Source organism: Streptomyces sp. JNUCC 64 (assembly GCF_054484115.1).
In genome coordinates this window covers 3,338,501-3,355,016 of record NZ_CM137015.1, presented here as the reverse complement: position 1 = coordinate 3,355,016, position 16,516 = coordinate 3,338,501, and the positions used below count along the sequence as shown (strand labels likewise).

Genomic DNA, 16,516 nt, shown 5'->3' with positions numbered 1-16,516 from the left:
CGCCCCAGTTCCACGCGGGCGACCTCGGGTGCGCCGCCTGGGTCAGCACGGCCGCGAACCACGAGCCCGCCCGCCGCGCCTACCCCGCGTCCGCCCCCGTGCTGGCCGTCGAGTCCGTCTCCGTCAGTTGGTACAGCTCCGGCACCGACACCTTGATCGGCTCCTGGGTGGTCCGGGCGATCACGACCACCACCGGCTCCTCGGGGTGCGGGTTCTCCTCGCGGTGCGGGACGTGCGGGGGCACCAGGACGAAGTCGCCGGGTCCCGCGGTGATCCGGACCTCCTCCGCGCCGTCGTGGAAGACGAACACCGGGTGGCCGCTGACCACGTAGATCCCGGCCTCCGAGTCGCCGTGGTGGTGGTCGTCCGTCGCGCTCAGCGGCGGGTTCTCCACCAGGCCCATCCAGAGCCGTCGCGAACCGACCGTGCCGCCGCTGATCGCGGTCGGTCCGTCCAGCTCGTCGGCGCGCACGTGGTGCACCCGGTTGTTCAGCGGCCGACCGGCGGGCGAGGGCGAGGGCGAGGGCGGGGGCGGAGTCGAGGTCGGTTCGGGGTGCGTGTGGCTGGTCATCCTGCGTCCTCCTGCTGGTTCCGTCTGTTCCGTCTGTTCTGACCGGCTCGGGTCTGCCTGGCTGTGTCTGGCCTGGCCTGGCCTGGCGTGGCCTGGTTCCGCCGGTGGAGTTCGCCCACTGGCGCGTGGCGCGTGGCGCGTGGCGCGGCCGGTCGGGTGGTGCGGGGCGCGCGATCGGGTGCGGGCCGCTGGTCCGGCGGGTCGGCGGTCCGGTACCGATCGGGCACCGGCCCGTCCGGCTCGTTCCGGCCCGTCCGGCTCGTTCCGGCCCGTCCGGCCCGTCCGGCGTGACCCCAGGCTGCGACGGGGACGGGCTCAACGGCAACCGGTCTTGCCGAAGCGGCAAACAGCGTCGGCGGTGGGCGCCGGGAAGCGGCGGCGGGGGACGGAAAACCGTTGGAGGAGCCCGCGCCCGATGCCTAGGGTCGCGGGATGAGCACTCGCGTCTTCCGTGTCACGGTCCGTGGCGTCTTCGCCGGACTGAGCCCCGAGCAGCGGGCCGAGCTGCTGTCCCGCGCCGGGGAACACGACGTCCTGCGCGCTGCCTTCACCCCGGAGGGGCACCTCAGCTACGACATCGCGGCGCGGACCGCGTTCACCTTCCGGTTCCAGCACACGGGGGAGGACGAGGAGGACGTCCTGGAGGCGGTGGAGCGCGCCGAGGCGGGCGCCAGGTCCTGGCTGGAGGAACGGGGTTACGGCTACGCGAACCTCAGGAGCACCGCCGAGGACCTGTCCCAGGCCCCGTTGGGCAAGCGCCAGCGTCGCGAGGCGGCCCGGCGAACCACCTGAGCGGGCGCGTCCGTTCAGCCGACAGCGGCTCCCCCGGCGTACGGGGGAGCCGCTGTCGCGTCCGGCGGACGCGTACCCGTCCACGGCGCGGAAGGGTGCGGACGGACGGCCCCCCGGACGGCACGCCGACGGCACACGGGCGGACCGACGACGGACGGACGGCTGACGGGTGACTGGTGACGGACAGGGCGGCGCGCGGACGGGCGGGGGCGGCTGGACGGGTCGGCGAACAGGCGGCTGGACGGGACTGCTGAGGCTGGAGGGACCGGGCGGGACCGGACTGCCGGACGGGACCGGGCGGGACCGCACAGGACCGGGCGGGGTCGCACAGGACCGCACAGGACCGGACGGGGCCGGACGGGACCGGACGACCGGAAACCCGAGCGGCACCGGACGGCACCGGACAGCCGGACGTCCGGAACCCGCGCGGGGCGGTGGTTACGCCTCGCCGTCCGGCTCCTCTTCCTTTTCCTTCTTCTTGTCGCCCTGCGCGACGTAGGTGCCCCGCCCCGGCACGGTCTCCACGGTGCCGTCCGCCGCGAGGGCGGCGATCGCGCGGCGGACGGTGCTGCGGGCGAGTCCGTACTTCTGCACCAGCTTGGTTTCCGAGTCGATGGGCTGGTCGGGCCCCCACGCGCCATTGGCGATCTTCGTGCGCAGGATCTCCTCAAGCTGTCGGTACTGCGTTTTCCGGCCTACCGGGTTGATCTCGGGCTCGGGCTCGGGAGCGGGATCGGTCATGGGGACGACGCTAGGCAGCCCCCTTCGGCCCGGCATTATGAGCTACGGATCGATACGAGCACACACGTATCGATAGGAAGGGAGACCTAACAAGACAGGCCGATACAAGTGGAGACAGGGGGAGACGGGTGCGGCTAAGCTCGGGGACGGACGCCGTAGCCGTCCCGCCGAGCGGGTGAAGACCCCGGGAACGGGCGGCCGGACGGTCGTGTTCGTCGCGGTGGCGCGGGAGTCCGCGCACCGCATGAGAGAGGCCCGGTCGCGGTCGGGGGAGGGGCTCATGACGTTCGTCGTGCGGCGGGAGGCGTACCCCGGTCCCGGCCCCGCGCGGGAGGACGGCGGGCGGGCGATGTGGACGGCGGGACGCGCGTGGCTGGAGCACGTCTGCGCGTGCGCGCCGTGCGAGACGGCCGGGGCCAGGGGGTGTGCGGACGCACGGGCCCTGCGCGCCGAGTGGATCGCGGCCCGGGACACCCGCTGCCGCGCCCGGGAGCGGGAGAGCGCGTGCGGTCCCGCCCAGGAGACGAGGGCGGGAACGGGAACGGTCACGCGGGCGGAGGTGGGGCCGGAAGCGCGGGCGGAAGCGGCGCGTCCGGCCCCCGTCTACGGCTCCGTCGCACCGCAAGCCCCGGCGGAACCGTCGTGTGGAGCGGTCAACACCACTGTCACATAAGGCAGTTGGGGGTTCCGTCAACGCCAGTCGGATGATCGGATGGATGGAGGAGGCGCGGAAGATGACATGGACGGGGACGCACACGGGAACACGGACGGCGACGCGAACGACGACGCAGGCGACAACGCGAGCGGGAGCGGCGGCGGGAACAGGGACAGCGGCAGGGACGGGAACAGGAGCAGCGACAGGGACGGGAACGGGCACGGGGACGGGAACGGGGACGGGACCCCGGGCGGGAACGGGCGGCGGGTCACGTACCGGGGCGACGGCCCCGACCCCCGCGCCCTGGGGAACGTCGAGGATGGAGCCCTACGCGGCCACCGTCGCGGTTCCGCCCCGCGCCCCCGTGATCGACCCCCTGACCCAGACCGCGACGACCGTGGACGAACACGGCCACACCGTCGAACTGGGCGCGCACGGAACGAGCACCAGCGGTCTGACGCCCACCGCCACCACCCCCGGAGACGGCGCGGCACCGGGCGGGGCGACCGACGCGGACACCACCGAGTCGTACGACCAGGACGAGAGTTCCGGCTGATGGGCACGGCACCCCCCGGGGGCTCCCCGGGCTCCCCGGGCTCCCCGGGCTCCGCAGGTTCCCCGGGCTGGGCGGACTCCCAGGCCCCCGGGGACCTCTGGAACCCTCGATCCCCAGGAAGCCCCCAAGCTTCAGCAAGCCCCCAATCCCCAGGGGACCCCCGCACCCCAGGCGACCTCCCGCCCTCAGGCAGTAACCCCTCGCCCCCCGGCGGCAACCCCGACGGCCCGGTCCTGGTGCTGACCAACCCGTACGACGTCACCGCCGACCTGGTGTTACGGGTGCTGGCGGAGCGCCGGGTCCCGGTGGTCCGGCTCGACCCCGGCGGCGATCCGCCCGTGAACGCCACGCTGACCACGGAGTACTCGGCCGCCGGCCGACGGGGCGTGCTGCGCACCGCGAGCCGGGAGGTCGACACCACGGCGGTCCGGGCGGTCTGGACGCGCAGACCGTCGCCGTACGAGGGGCCGCCGGGGCTCGCCGGACAGGACCGCCGGTTCGCGGCCGAGCAGAGCCGGTGGGGAACGGGCGGCGTCCTCGCCTCGCTGCCGGGCGCCCGTTACGTCAACCATCCCTGGCACAACCGGGCCGCCGAGTCCAAGCCCGCGCAACTGTCGGCCGCCGGGCGCTGCGGCTTCCTGTTCCCCGACACCCTGATCACCGACGACCCGGAGGCGGCCGGGGAGTTCATCGCCGACCGCCCCGGCGGAGTGGTCTACAAGCCGCTGTGGCACACCCCCTACCGGGTGGACGGCCGACCCCACGCCGTATGGGCGCGGAAGGTCCGCGCCGCCGAGATCTCGGACGCGGTGGCCGTCTGCCCCCACCTCTTCCAGGCCGCCGTGCCCAAGGCGTTCGACGTCCGGGTCACCGCGGTGGGCGACCGGCTCCACGCGGTCCGCGTCGACAGCCCGGACCTCGACTGGCGCCGCCGCCAGGACCGGATGAGGTGCGCGCCCGTCGGGGTTCCCGACGCCGTCGCCCGCCCGGTCGCCGCCTACCTCCGCGCCTTCCGGCTGGCCTACGGCGCCTTCGACTTCGCCGTGACGGCCGGGGGCGACTGGTACTTCCTCGAATGCAACCCCAACGGGCAGTGGGCCTGGCAGCCCCCGGACGTGACGTCCGCGATCGCCGGGGCCCTCGCCGACCACCTACAGAAAGGCCCCGACACGTGAGCAGGTCGGCCCGGCTCCGCGCCGCCATGGTGGACGCCCTCCGCGAGGACGGCGAAGACGGCGGCCCGGAGTGGCTCGCCGCCGCCGGGGCGGTCCCCCGGGAACTCTTCGCGGGGGCGTACTTCGTCCCGGTGGAGGGCAGCGTGCCGACCCGGTACCGGGCGGTCCGCGAGGGGGACCCCGGGTGGCTGGAGGGGATCTACGCGGACCGGACGCTGATCACCCAACTCGACGGCCGGGTGAGACCCGGGGAGGTCGGGGACGCCACGGTGACCGGCTCCCCGTCCTCCTCGTCCACCCTGCCCTCGCTGGTGCTGCGGATGTGGCGGCGGCTGGGTGTCGAGGACGGCCACCGGGTGCTGGAGATCGGCACCGGAACCGGCTACTCGACCGCGCTCGGCGCCCACCGACTCGGGGACGCCCGCCTCACCAGCGTCGAGTACGACCCGGTGGTGGGGGCGGCGGCGGCCGGGGCGGTCCGGGCCGCCGGGTTCGCGCCCCGGCTGGTCGTCGGGGACGGGCTGCGCGGCGACCGGGAGGGCGCCCCGTACGACCGGCTGATCGCCACCTGCGCGGTGCGCCACGTGCCGCTGCCCTGGCTGCACCAGGTGCGGCCGGGCGGCCGGATCCTGGTGACGCTCTCCGGCTGGAGCTACGCCAACGCCCTGGCGCTGCTGGAGGTGACCGGTCCGGGCGAGGCCACCGGCCGGTTCCTGCCCGGCTACACCAGCTTCATGATCGCCCGTCCGCACGACCGCCCGCCCCGCCCGGCGCTGGCCCTGCTGCCCGGCGAGGAGCGGCCGTCCCGGATCGACCCGGCCGTCCTGGACGACTGGACGGGCGGCTGGGTGGCCCAGCTCGCCGCCCCCGCCGCCGAACGGCTGGGGGCCGGTGCGGAACAGGTCCTCTGGGACGTCGCCACCGGCTCGCAGGCCCGGACGGCGGTCGCCCCCGACGGCGGACGGACCGTCGTCCAGCGTGGTCCCGTGCGGCTGTGGGACCGGGTCGAGGACGCGGTGCGGCGCTGGTCGGCCGCCGGTTCGCCGGGGCAGGAGGGGTTCGGGATCACGGTCTCGGCCGCCCGCCAACGGGTGTGGATCGGCGACGAGGACGGCCCGGGCTGGGACCTGCCGGTGTGAGTCCCCGTCATCCGGCGGCCGGGGGCGTCCGTCCGGCCGGGGCTCCGCCCCACGAGCTTTCCGGACGTCCCCGGATGAGGTAGAAGGGTTGCTGGTGACGGGCTCCGTCCGGGCCGGAGGCGTTCCGGTCAGGCGGGGCTTCGGGGGCAGGAGAAGGGAACACGGTGGGCGAACCTACCGAGCGGGCGAGCGTCGTGACGGAGGATCTGGGCGACCTGGTCCGGGAGGAGGCCGAGGACCTGGCGGCCGACCTCGCGGACCAGGAGTCGGAGGAGAGCTGGGAGGCGGTCAGCGACGACGTCGGCTCCTGGGCGGACCAGCACTGGGACGACATGGCCGAGGAACTGTCACCGGACGCCGGGGGCGCGGGAACGTCGTGGTTCGGCGACGACGGAACCGCGCGCGACGAGTTCGACACGGCCTTCCGGGAGCACTTCGAGGACTGAGGACGGCCGCCCGAACGGGAGGGACGGCCGCCGGACGGGTCCGGGCACCGGGCAGCGGAACCGGGCGGCGGAACCGGGTCCGAGCACCGGGCGGCGGAACCCGGGCAGTGAAACCAGCCCGAGGACCGAGCCGGGCACCAGACGGCGGAACCAGGTGGAGGACGGTGGTGACGACGGCCGGGGAAGCGGTGCGGCGCCGGGCCGGGGCGGCCGGGACGCGGCTGGTCCGGGCGGTGTCCGCCACCCGGGTGTTCGCCCGGGTGGCCCCGTACCTGCTGCCCGCGATCGACCGGGGCGTCCACCGCCTCAGCGGCGGCCGGATGATGCTCAGCGAGGCGATGCTGCCCGGGCTGATGCTGACCGCGACGGGCGCCCGTTCGGGCGCGCCCCGGCGCACGCCCCTGGCGTGCGTGCCGGAGCCCGGTGGCACCTGGCTGCTGATCGGGTCCAACTTCGGCAGGCCCCGGCACCCGGACTGGTCCGCGAACCTGCTCGCGCACCCGCGGGCCCGGGTGAGCTGGCGGGGCGAGGAGACCGAGGTGACGGCCCGGCTGCTGACGGGGGCGGAACGGGACGCGGCCTGGGCCGCCGCGCTACGGCTGTGGCCGCCGTACGCCACCTACCAGTCACGGGTGACACGGGAGATCAGACTCTTCCGGCTGACCCGACGGGAGGCGGAACGTCCCGGATGAGGCCGGACGGGTGAGGGCCGGACGAAAGGTGCCGGACGGAAAGGCGCCGGGGGAAAGGTGCCGGACGAAAGGTGCCGGGGGAACGAGGAAGGTCCGGGCGGGACGAGGTGGCGACCGGGGCGTGGGGTGACGGGTCCGGTCTCGGAGGTCGAGGAAGGCGCGGAGTCGCGGGGGCGCGCGGGGCGCGTGGAGGCCAACGGAGTGCGATGGGGGTGTGGCGGCGCGCGATGGGGGTGCGGTGGGGGTGGACGGGGTGAGGGGGACGTCCGGGGGCGCGGCCGTGCGGGAACCGCTCCGGGCGGCGCGCTAGCGGGTGGGCTTGCGGCCCGTGACGCCCAGGTGGACCAGGAGCGCGAGGTTCGGCCGCAGCTCGGCCTGCTTGACGCCCCAGGTCTGGAAACCGCGCTGGTGACCGGCGACCGAGGACAACATGGTGACCAGGGAGCCCGCGACGGCCGCCGGGTTGACGTCCTGGTCCACGCGGCCCTTGGCCTTGAGTTCCTTCACGGTGTCCGTCAGGGCGCTGGTGACCGGGTTGAGCACCCGCAGCCTGATCTTGGAGAACCTCTTGTCGCCCTCGGCGGCGCCCAGGTCGATGACCCGGAGGATCGCGTCGTTGCGGCGCCAGAAGTCGAGGAACCCGTCCACCAGGTCCCGCGCCGTCTGCCAGCCCGCCTTGCCCGCCCAGGAGCGGCCGTCGAGGAGTCCGCCCAGCGCGGCGGCGTCCGCCGCCACCTCGTCGGCGATCTCCAGGACCGCGCCCTCCACGTCCGGGAAGTACTGGTAGAAGGTGGCCGGTGACGTGCCCGCCTTGCGGGCCACGTCGATGACCTTCACATCGCGGTACGGCGAAGAGCTGAGCATCTCGCCCAGGCAGTCCAGCAGCTTCTGGCGGGTCGCCTGGCCTCGTCGTCCGGCTACTCGGCCGTCGACGGTTCTCACCTGTCCTGTCATGTCGTCAGCTTACCGAGGGGGTATCAGAGCGCTATTCGGCCGACTGCAAATGGGGTCCCCCCTGTTCGGGGGGGATGCCGGAGGGGTGCGCGGGGCGCTGTGGCCGGGCCCCGGACGGGCTCGCGGGGCGTTCGCCGTGGTCCCGGGGCGAACGCCCGGAAACCCCGTTCCCGGTTCCCCGGGTCCCCGGTTCGAGTGCCGTCGCGGCGGGTGAGCGCTGGTCACCCCCGGTGGATGGGGTCCGGTTTGAGGTGAGGGGTACTGGTTGGCGTAGATTGCTGGGAGTAGTGGTTCAAGGGAAGGTTGCGTGCTCATGGCCGGGTTCACCGAGGGGGCACCCTGCTGGGCCGAGGCGATGCTGCCCGACCTGGCCGCGGGGAAGCGGTTCTACGGAGAGCTGTTCGGGTGGACGTTCGAGGACGGGCCGTACGGCAGGGCGTTCCACGGCGGGCGTTCGGTGGGCGCGCTGGCCCGCAAGCGCGACGGACGGATGCCGACGGTGTGGACGGTGTACTTCGCCGCCCCGGACCTGCCGGGCACGGTCCGGCGGGTGCGCGGGGCGGGCGGCCGGGTGGTGACCGAGCCGATGCCCGCCGGTGACGGGACGATGGCCCTGGTCGCCGACCCGGAGGGCGCGGTGTTCGGGCTGTGGCACAGCGCGGGGCACCCCGGGTTCGACCGTCAGCAGGAGGTCATGTCCTTCTGCTGGGCGGAGGTGTACGCGCGCGACGCGGAGGTCGTGGACCCGTTCTACGCCGCCGTGTTCGGCTACGGGGCCACCGACCTGGGACAGGACGGGCAGTTGCGGGTGTGGTCGCCCGCCGGGACGCCGCCCGGACCCGAATCGGCCGTCGGGGGACGCATCCTGATCGGGGACAGCTTCCCGGCCGAGATGCCCTCGCACTTCCTGGTCTACTTCCGGGTCCCCGACTGCGACGCCGCCGCCGCGACCGTCGTCCGCCTCGGCGGGCGCGTCCACTTGGCGCCCACGGACACCCCCTACGGGAGGATCGCGGTCTTCACGGACAACCAAGGGGCCGATTTCGGCGTCCTACAGGACTACGAGGACCGTGGCGACGGCGCCCTTCCGGTACCCGGTCCGGAACCGGTGTCCGGCACGGAACCGGCACCCGGTCCGGACGCCGTTCCGGACATCGACCCGGAGGCCGATCCGGAGGCCACCCAGGAGTGTGACGTGCTCGCCGAACCCGACTCCGAACCCGACCCCGGCCCCGGAGCCGCTCCCGGCGCGGGAGCCGGACCCGGTTCCGCTTCCCGTTCCGGTTCTGGTTCCGGGGCACGGAACGAGGGGGGCGTGTAGGGGCGGACGCCCGGCGGGCGGGGCGCGGGGGCGCGAACCGGGCCCCCGGAACTGAGTCGTGCGCCACACCGCGCGCCGGCGCGGGCACCGGGAAGGGGCCAGGGGGACGGCCAGAGTGCCCCATATCACGTGGCGGGTCGTCAGGAAACCGGTCCTGGAGGTCCGCCGTGCGGTGTATGGGATGAGTGATGACAGACACCCCGTTTCGTCCCCGGGTTCGCAACCGGCCCCCGGGGCAGGAAGAATCGGGGTGCGTGCCGCCCTGGCGGTTCGGTGGTGAGACGCTGCACGGGGCCGTGTTCGCGGAGGCGGCCCGTACGGGGAGGTGGCAGGCAAGTGGTGGATCAGCTGACGCAGCATGATCCGAGGCGGATCGGTCCGTTCGAGGTCCTGGGGCGGCTCGGGGCCGGAGGCATGGGCCTGGTCTACCTCGCCCGGTCGGCCTCCGGCCGACGCGTCGCGATCAAGACCGTGCGGACCGAACTCGCCGAGGACCAGCTCTTCCGCGTCCGCTTCACCCGGGAGGTGGAGGCCGCGCGCGCCGTCTCCGGCTTCTACACCGCCGCCGTCGTGGACGCCGACCCCCGGGCCGCCGTGCCGTGGCTCGCCACCGCGTACGTGCCCGCGCCCTCCCTTGAGGAGATAGTGAACGAGTGCGGGCCGATGCCCGCGCAGGCGGTGCGCTGGCTGGCCGCCGGGGTCGCCGAGGCCCTCCAGTCCATCCACGGCGCCGGGCTGGTGCACCGCGACCTGAAGCCGTCCAACGTGCTCGTCGTCGAGGACGGGCCCCGCGTCATCGACTTCGGCATCGCCAGCGGGGTGTCCAACACCCGGCTGACCATGACCAACGTGGCCGTCGGCACCCCCGCCTACATGTCACCCGAACAGGCCAAGGACTCCCGGAGCGTCACCGGCGCCAGCGACGTCTTCTCGCTGGGCTCCACCCTGGTCTTCGCCGCCACCGGCCACGCCCCCTACCACGGGGCCAACCCGGTCGAGACGGTGTTCATGCTGCTGCGCGAGGGCCCCGACCTCTCCGGTCTGCCCGACGAGCTGCGGCCCCTGATCGACTCGTGCATGCAGCCGGACGCCAGCGCCCGGCCCACGCCCGCCGACCTCCAGGCCCAGCTCGCCCCGCACCTGTTCGGTTCCGGCTCCGACGACAGCGGCACCGCCTCCGCCTGGCTGCCCGAGCGGGCCACCAGCCTGATCGAGGCCCGGCGCGGCGGCCGCACGCAGAGCGCCCAGCTCCCCGGCCCGGGCCGCCCCCCGCACCAGCCCGGCCCCCCGCACGCCCACCCCGGTGCCCCGCACGCCCCCGCGCCCGCCCATGGGCCGGGCCACGGCTCCGGACCCGGTCACGGACCCGCGCAGGGCGGCGCCCGGGGCGGTCGGGGCAGGGGCGCGCCCGGGGTGCCGCCGCCCCCGCCGCACGCCCCGCCCGTGCCCCACCAGCCGCCGCCCGGCGCCGAGGCCCGCCCCGACCCCCGCAGCGGGGTACGGCTCGCGGGCGCCCGGGTGCCGATCGGCCCCGGCCCCCGGGCGGACGCCGCCCGCGCCGGGACCGCCCACGGCGCGCCCCCGGAGTCCCAGCTGTCCGGCCACTGGTCGCGTTCCGCCGCGGGCGGGCCCGGCGCCGTGGGCGCCGTCGACCCGGCGGTGCCGCCCCGGCCCACCGCCCAGCCCGCCGGAACGGGCTGGCGGCCCTGGCGGTTCCGGATGTCCAACGACGTGTGGGGCACCCCCGCCGTCGACGGCGACCTCGTCTACGTGACCTCCTTCGAGGTGCACGCCCTGGACGTGGCCACCGGCCGCCGCCGCTTCAAGACCCGTGACGTCGCCTGGTCGATGGCGGTCTCCGACGGCCGCGTCATCGCCTCCGACGGGCCCACCCTCTACGCCCTCGACGCCCGTGAGGGCACCGATCTGTGGCGGCTGTCCGCCGACGGCTGGGTGTACGCGCTCCGCGCCGACCGGGGCACCGTCGTCACCGCGACCCGGGGCGGCGCCGTCCAGGCGTGGGACGCCTCCGGCGGCCGCAAGCTGTGGGAGATCACCGGGGTCCAGACCGACTTCGAGACCGTGGAGGCCGGACCGGCCCTCCACGACGACACCGTCTACGTCTGGCACGACGCCCGGCTGCGCGCCCTCGCGGCCCGCACCGGCGAGGAACGCTGGTCGTACCCGATCGGGGACGCCGCCTCCTGCGGCGGGGTGCCCGTCCGGGTCACCCACGCGCCGGACGGCACCGTGTACGTCGCCGCCGGGACCCGGGTGCTCGCCGTCGACGTCGTCACCGGACACGTGCGCTGGCACTTCGAGGCCCCCGCAGCCTTCCTCGCGCCGCCCGCGTTCGCCCCCGGACCCGCCGTCACCGGCGGCGGCGTCTACCTCGCGGACTACCTCGGCACCGTCTACGCGCTCGACGCCGCCGACGGCCGCGACCGCTGGCGCATCGCCACCGAGCCCCGGTCCTCCGCCGAACCGGTCCTCGTCGCCGACGGCCACGTCCATGTGGGCAGCGGCAAGGGCCTCTACACCCTCGACGCGGTCACCGGCACACCCAAGTGGCGCTTCCAGGCGGGCGGCGACGTGGTGGGCGCGCCGGTCGTCGCGGAGGGCCGCATCCACTTCGGCTCCACCGACCACCTGCTGTACACGCTCAAGGCCGACGACGGCCGACTGCGCTGGAAGCTGGCCACCGGCGGCGAGATCACCGGCGCCCCGGTGGTCCGCGCGGGCGTGGTGTACGCGTGCAGCAAGGACCGCTGCGTGTACGCGCTGGACGCGGAGAAGGGCACCGGTACGGCCCGCGCCTGATCCGTTCCCCGTACCGGGGCGGCCCGTCCCGTCCCCGTGCCCGTCCCGTCGCCCCGGGGCCGTACGGGACCCGTTCCGGTACGCGGTTCGGTTCCCGGGGTGGGTCGGCCCCCCTCGTCCGCTCGTGCAGGTCCGGACAGGCTCGTACCAGTCCGGCCAGGCACGGCCCGGCGGCCAGGCGCGGCCCGGACGGGCTCGTCCGCTCGTACCGGACAGGTCCGGCTCGGTCCGGCCGTGGTCCGGCCCGGACGGGCTCGTCCGCCGGCGCCGGACCGGATCGGCTCGCACCGTCCGTACCGGTCCGGGACCGGATCGTCGCGGCAGGCCGGGAGACGGGGTGCCCACCCGGTGAGGGAGGCGTACGGGCAGGCCGCGCCGGAGCGCGGGCCCGCCGCGCCGGAGTACGGGCAGCACGCCGGAGCGCGCGCGGACCTGTCACGCCGGGGTGCGCGGACCGGTGACGGCGTGCGTACGGCTCCACCGCGCCGGGGCGCGCGACCTGCGGCGCCGGGGCGCCCCGGGGACAATCACCGCATGGCAGCAGCAGCACGCACCCACCGGCCCGGTCCGGGTGACGGTCCGTACCGCCGTCTCCTGCCCGACCTCCTCGCGGTGGGCGGCCCCCACCGGCTGGCGCTCGCCGGGGGCTGGGCCGCCCTGGCCCACGGGCTGGTGGACCGGGCCAGCCGGGACGTGGACCTCGCGACGGCGAGCCCCGCGCCCCTCGTGGAGATCGCCGCCGGGGTCCGCGCGGAGCTGGGCCGCCGGGGCTGGACCGTCACGCCAGGGGAAGCGGGCCCGCTGGCCGCCCGGTTCACGGTGGACGTCCCCGGTGCCGGGGCGCGGCTGGGGGAGGAGGCGCCCACGCCGCCCGAACCGGTCGGCGTCACCCTCTACAAGGAGGCGCTGTGGCATCCACCGGTCGCCACCCCGACCGGACTGGCCCTGGCGCTGGAGGACCTGACGGGGACGAAGGTCCGTGCCCTGGCGGACCGGGGCCTCGCCCGCGACCTGGTCCACGTGCACGCCGTCGCCGACCGCTGGAGCCGCCTCGACCTGGAGGAACTGGGCCGCCGCCACGCCCCCGACACCTTCGACCCGCGTGACCTCCAGGCCCGGCTGGCGGGCGTGGAGTGGATGGACGAGTGGGAATTCCGCGCCTACGGGCTGGACCGGGCCGCCAGGACGGCGCTGCGGGCGTGGGCCCAGGAATGGGGCGACGAGATCGCGGAACGACTGGTGGAGGGCGGCCCGCCGGAGGACGACGACTGACCCTGCGGGGGCCCGTGGCTCCGGCAGGGCTCCACCTGCTCCGCCGCCGTCCGGTACGGAAACCGGGCCCGGTCCCGTACCGGACGGCGGCCGGTACGGGACGAGTCCGGCCGGGATGCGGGACCGGACGTCCGCCGCGACGCTGGGACCATGGCACTGCCGAACGCGCTCGCCCTGGCCGGGGTGCTGCTGTGGGCCGCCTTCGAGGTGCTGCTGAGGCGGCGGGCCGACCCCGGGGCCGCCGCCTGGACCGCCACCCCCGAGGACCGCGGCAGCACCCGGCTGCTGCTCGCCGCGTACGCCGTCGCCGTCCTCGTCAACGTCGTCCTCGCCGGTACCGGCGCGGGGAGCGTCCCGCTCGGGTGGTGCTGGGCCGGGGTCGCTCTGGTCGCGGTCGGACTGGTGCTGCGGGCCTGGGCGATGCGGACCCTCGACCGTTTCTACACCCGCACCCTGCGCACCACCGAGGGCCAGCGTCTCGTCACCTCGGGCCCCTACCGGCTGATCCGCCACCCCGGCTACACCGGCAGCCTGCTGGTGTGGACCGGTTACTCGCTCGGCCTCGGCAACTGGATCGCCCCGCTGGTCGTCGCGGCCCTGCTGCTGGCCGTCTACACCTGGCGCGTCGAGGCGGAGGAACGGCTCCTGCTGGCCGCGTTCGGCGACGAGTACGCCCGGTACCGGCTCCACACCAGACGGCTGGTGCCGTACGTCTACTAGTCCGTGGGAGGCGCCCCTGAGCGCACCCGCCCGCCGTTCACCAGCGGACCGCCGTGAAGTCGACCGGCCGGGGCCGCAGCCGCGCGGCGCGGTCCGCCAGGGCGCGCAGCCGCCGGGACGCCTCCCCGACGGGCAGCCGTCGGCGGTCGCCGTGGCCCGGCAGCACCCACTCGAAGCGCAGCCGTCCGGCGACCCGGTCCAGGGAGGCGGCCAACTCCTCGACGGAGTACCAGGTCACGCTCTCCGCGACGGCGAGGTCGTCCGCCGCGCGCGACCAGTAGAAGCTGTCACCGGTGAAGCAATACCGGTCGTCCGCGAGGTAGAGCACGCTGCCCTCGGTGTGACCGGGCAGCGGGTGCGCGGTGACGCCCTCGCTGATGTCGGTGGCCTCCGTCCCCCGGAGCACCCGGTCGGCGTCGGGCGCCGCGTCGAGGTCGCCCTCGTGGATCCACAGCCGGGCGCCGAACCGGTCGGCGTAGCGGCGGCCGTGCGCCGCGTGGTCGCGATGGGTGAGGAGCACGTCGGTGACGGGCCCCACCGCCGTGTACCGGTCGGCGAGGGCGGGGCTCCAGCGCGGGGTGTCGATCATCATCACCGTCCCCGAAGGCCGCCGCAGCAGATAGGAGCTGGCGCCCGCGGTGTGCGGGGAGTTGTGCCCGCAGAGCAGCACGGAGCCGTCGACGGCCAGCGGGAACGGGTCCCGTGCCGGGTCGGGCCGTCCGCCCGCCGTCCGCACCGAACGGGTGGGGCAGGCGAACGCGGCGGCGCGCATCAGGAGGCCCTCCGCCGGGCCGTCCGGCTGCCGCAGCACCCGCGAACGCCCGTCGGGCGCCTCGACGATCAGCCCGGGCGCCAGCTGCCGGGCCGCGTCGCAGTTGACGCAGCGGTCGTCCACGTACCAGTCGTCGTACGAGTCGTCCACGTACCGGTCGTCGGGCACGGCGGAACTCCGTTCGGGGGGAGGGGAAAGGGAGGCCGCGGCCCGGGCGGGGCCGCGCCTTCGCGCTCTCCAGGGGTATCCCACCCGGGAACGGAACCGGTAGCCCCCGCCGATCTTGTTCTTCGGGGTCCCGGGCCATCCGACGTGACGCCGGGGGCGAGGCGTTTCGTACCGTCTTGCGGTGCTCTGGCGGCTTCTTCCGAAGGGAACGCGGCGGCTCAGGAGCGGCTGCCGCCCAGCGGCGGATCAGGCGGACCGGAAGGGCCGGGAGGCGGACGGTCGGGCCGGTCCCAGGTGCGGGTCTCGGCGGTGTCGCGGCCCGTGACGGGTCCGGGCGGGCCGTCGGCGGCCGTCGGCGGCGGGGACACGGGTGGGACGGGGGCGGTCCTGGCCGGGCGGCGGCCGGACATCAGCAGCGCGCCGAGCAGGAGCAGCAGTCCGCCGCCCAGTCCGCCGACGACACCCCAGCCGAGCCCCCGGCCGTCCCCCGTGACGACCAGCTCGCCCATCGCCTGACCCACCCGCACCATCCACAACACGGTGAAGCCGAGGACCACCACACCGGCCAGGGCCACCGCGAGCCGGGACCGGAACACCACCCCGGCGAGCGCCACCAGCGCCGCCGCCAGGAACGGCAGGAACAACGAGAGGAACAGCTCCGCGCGGGCGTCACCCACCCCACGGCCCGTGAACAGCTCACCGACGGCGTAGTACCGCCCGGGACGGCCGTCGTACCAGGCACGGAAGGGGCTCCAGACGGCGGCCGCCGCTCCGATGAGCGCGAGGACCGACCCGAGGACGTTGCGCACCATCGCGTCGCCTCCTTCGCGCCCCGTCACCGACGCTACGCCCGGTGCCCCGGGCCCGCCAGACGAGTGGCCGCCGCGCCGTCACCGGTCGTGACGGCGCGGCGACCCGTCCGCTCCGGAGGCTCGTGACCCGGGACGGGACGGGGAGCGCGTCGATCAGCCGCGCGTGCCCGTGGCGTGCCCGTCGGCGGCCTTCAGCAGACCGCCGGTCGCGTGGGCGTCGAGCGGGGAGGTCGCGTGGGCGTCGGCGGGCTTGAGGACGCCCGTGGCATGGCCGTCGGCGGGCGTTAGCGGACCCCCGGTCGCGTGGCCGTCCCTGGCTATCGCGTTCCCCGCGAGGGCGAGTGCGGCTCCCGTGGCGAGGGCGACGACGAGGAGCTTCCGTGCGCGGTTCATGATCCGTGTTCTCCCATGGGTGTCGGTGTCGTGGCCGGACGTCCGTCGCCCGGCCGTCGTGGTGGAACGGGCGAGGGGACGGGAAAACGACACGACGAACCGCGGCGGCTCCCCCTCATGCCGCCGCGGTTCGTCGTTCCCCCGCCCCCCTGTGTGCCGTGGACTTACGGCTTGCCACCCGTGGCGTGGCTGTCCGCGGGCTTCGCGGTGCCACCCGTGGCGTGGCTGTCCGCCGGCTTCGTCTTGCCGCCGGTGGCGTGGCTGTCCTTGGCCGCGACGACCGGCTCGTCGCCGATGTCGATGAGCTGCGGCTTGCCGGTCTTGTCGGCGTTGCTCATGGTGCTGAACTCCTGTTTCTGGGAGCCGTTGAGACTGGCTCGTCCGGCAGCTCCCCCGTGGGCTGCCGGACGAGCACTTCAGGCCGATCACCATAGTCAGTGAGGGCCCATCAGCTCGTCTGCCCCCCGCTGGGACGAGCCGATGGGAAAAGAGTGGCCGAGCGGGATAAACGAATGAT

17 protein-coding genes are annotated in these 16,516 nt (G+C 75.2%); 10 read left to right on the top strand and 7 right to left on the bottom strand.

What is annotated here, in order from left to right; all coding sequences use genetic code 11:
• Window positions 1-79: 79 nt before the first annotated feature.
• Entirely contained in the window at window positions 80-571 is a 492-nt protein-coding gene (locus ACVWNX_RS13570) for a cupin domain-containing protein (protein WP_454414174.1), read from the bottom strand.
• Between the two features lie 432 nt (window positions 572-1,003).
• On the opposite strand from ACVWNX_RS13570, the gene ACVWNX_RS13565 reads away from it, so the two are divergent.
• A complete protein-coding gene (locus ACVWNX_RS13565; RefSeq protein ID WP_454414173.1) occupies window positions 1,004-1,363 on the top strand; it encodes a DUF6204 family protein in 360 nt (119 codons plus the stop codon).
• A 438-nt stretch (window positions 1,364-1,801) separates the two neighbouring features.
• On the opposite strand, the gene ACVWNX_RS13560 is transcribed toward ACVWNX_RS13565, so the two are convergent.
• A complete protein-coding gene (locus tag ACVWNX_RS13560; RefSeq protein WP_454414172.1) occupies window positions 1,802-2,104 on the bottom strand; it encodes a GntR family transcriptional regulator in 303 nt (100 codons plus the stop codon).
• A gap of 704 nt (window positions 2,105-2,808) precedes the next feature.
• Between ACVWNX_RS13560 and tgmA the strand changes: the two genes are divergently transcribed.
• The 5 genes from tgmA to ACVWNX_RS13535 all read left to right on the top strand — a co-directional run bounded on the left by tgmA (window position 2,809) and on the right by ACVWNX_RS13535 (window position 6,767).
• Window positions 2,809-3,315: a putative ATP-grasp-modified RiPP gene (gene tgmA, locus ACVWNX_RS13555; RefSeq protein WP_454414171.1), complete on the top strand. Its 507-nt coding sequence runs from the start codon at window positions 2,809-2,811 to the stop codon at window positions 3,313-3,315.
• A 236-nt stretch (window positions 3,316-3,551) separates the two neighbouring features.
• Window positions 3,552-4,490, top strand: coding sequence for an ATP-grasp ribosomal peptide maturase (gene tgmB / locus ACVWNX_RS13550; protein ID WP_454414170.1), 939 nt, complete (start codon window positions 3,552-3,554; stop codon window positions 4,488-4,490).
• Entirely contained in the window at window positions 4,487-5,629 is a 1,143-nt protein-coding gene (gene tgmC / locus ACVWNX_RS13545; protein WP_454414169.1) for an ATP-grasp peptide maturase system methyltransferase, read from the top strand. The genes tgmB and tgmC overlap by 4 nt, the downstream gene beginning before the upstream one ends.
• Before the next feature lie 164 nt (window positions 5,630-5,793).
• Complete coding sequence (locus ACVWNX_RS13540) at window positions 5,794-6,075, top strand: hypothetical protein (protein WP_454414168.1); 282 nt, start codon at window positions 5,794-5,796, stop codon at window positions 6,073-6,075.
• A 164-nt stretch (window positions 6,076-6,239) separates the two neighbouring features.
• Window positions 6,240-6,767, top strand: coding sequence for a nitroreductase family deazaflavin-dependent oxidoreductase (locus ACVWNX_RS13535; protein ID WP_454414167.1), 528 nt, complete (start codon window positions 6,240-6,242; stop codon window positions 6,765-6,767).
• Between the two features lie 306 nt (window positions 6,768-7,073).
• On the opposite strand, the gene ACVWNX_RS13530 is transcribed toward ACVWNX_RS13535, so the two are convergent.
• Window positions 7,074-7,721, bottom strand: a complete 648-nt coding sequence (locus tag ACVWNX_RS13530) for a TetR family transcriptional regulator (RefSeq protein WP_454414166.1) — start codon at window positions 7,719-7,721, stop codon at window positions 7,074-7,076.
• A gap of 313 nt (window positions 7,722-8,034) precedes the next feature.
• Between ACVWNX_RS13530 and ACVWNX_RS13525 the strand changes: the two genes are divergently transcribed.
• The 4 genes from ACVWNX_RS13525 (at window position 8,035) to ACVWNX_RS13510 (ending at window position 13,854) form a co-directional block, all read left to right on the top strand.
• Window positions 8,035-9,042, top strand: coding sequence for a VOC family protein (locus ACVWNX_RS13525; protein ID WP_454414165.1), 1,008 nt, complete (start codon window positions 8,035-8,037; stop codon window positions 9,040-9,042).
• A 336-nt stretch (window positions 9,043-9,378) separates the two neighbouring features.
• Entirely contained in the window at window positions 9,379-11,862 is a 2,484-nt protein-coding gene (locus ACVWNX_RS13520; protein ID WP_454414163.1) for a serine/threonine-protein kinase, read from the top strand.
• Window positions 11,863-12,396: 534 nt separating this feature from the next.
• Entirely contained in the window at window positions 12,397-13,134 is a 738-nt protein-coding gene (locus ACVWNX_RS13515; RefSeq protein ID WP_454414162.1) for a nucleotidyl transferase AbiEii/AbiGii toxin family protein, read from the top strand.
• Window positions 13,135-13,284: 150 nt separating this feature from the next.
• Window positions 13,285-13,854, top strand: coding sequence for a methyltransferase family protein (locus ACVWNX_RS13510; RefSeq protein ID WP_454414160.1), 570 nt, complete (start codon window positions 13,285-13,287; stop codon window positions 13,852-13,854).
• 37 nt (window positions 13,855-13,891) lie between these two features.
• Here the strand turns inward: ACVWNX_RS13510 and ACVWNX_RS13505 are convergent, their stop codons facing one another.
• The 4 genes from ACVWNX_RS13505 to ACVWNX_RS13490 all read right to left on the bottom strand — a co-directional run bounded on the left by ACVWNX_RS13505 (window position 13,892) and on the right by ACVWNX_RS13490 (window position 16,337).
• Window positions 13,892-14,794: an MBL fold metallo-hydrolase gene (locus ACVWNX_RS13505; RefSeq protein ID WP_454414159.1), complete on the bottom strand. Its 903-nt coding sequence runs from the start codon at window positions 14,792-14,794 to the stop codon at window positions 13,892-13,894.
• Window positions 14,795-15,012: 218 nt separating this feature from the next.
• Window positions 15,013-15,606 (bottom strand): hypothetical protein, encoded by a 594-nt coding sequence (locus ACVWNX_RS13500; protein WP_454414158.1) that lies wholly within the window; start codon window positions 15,604-15,606, stop codon window positions 15,013-15,015.
• A gap of 153 nt (window positions 15,607-15,759) precedes the next feature.
• Window positions 15,760-15,999 carry a hypothetical protein gene (locus ACVWNX_RS13495; protein WP_454414157.1) on the bottom strand — a complete coding sequence of 80 codons (240 nt, stop codon included), beginning with the start codon at window positions 15,997-15,999 and terminating at the stop codon, window positions 15,760-15,762.
• A gap of 164 nt (window positions 16,000-16,163) precedes the next feature.
• Entirely contained in the window at window positions 16,164-16,337 is a 174-nt protein-coding gene (locus tag ACVWNX_RS13490) for a hypothetical protein (protein ID WP_454414156.1), read from the bottom strand.
• Window positions 16,338-16,516 lie beyond the last annotated feature (179 nt).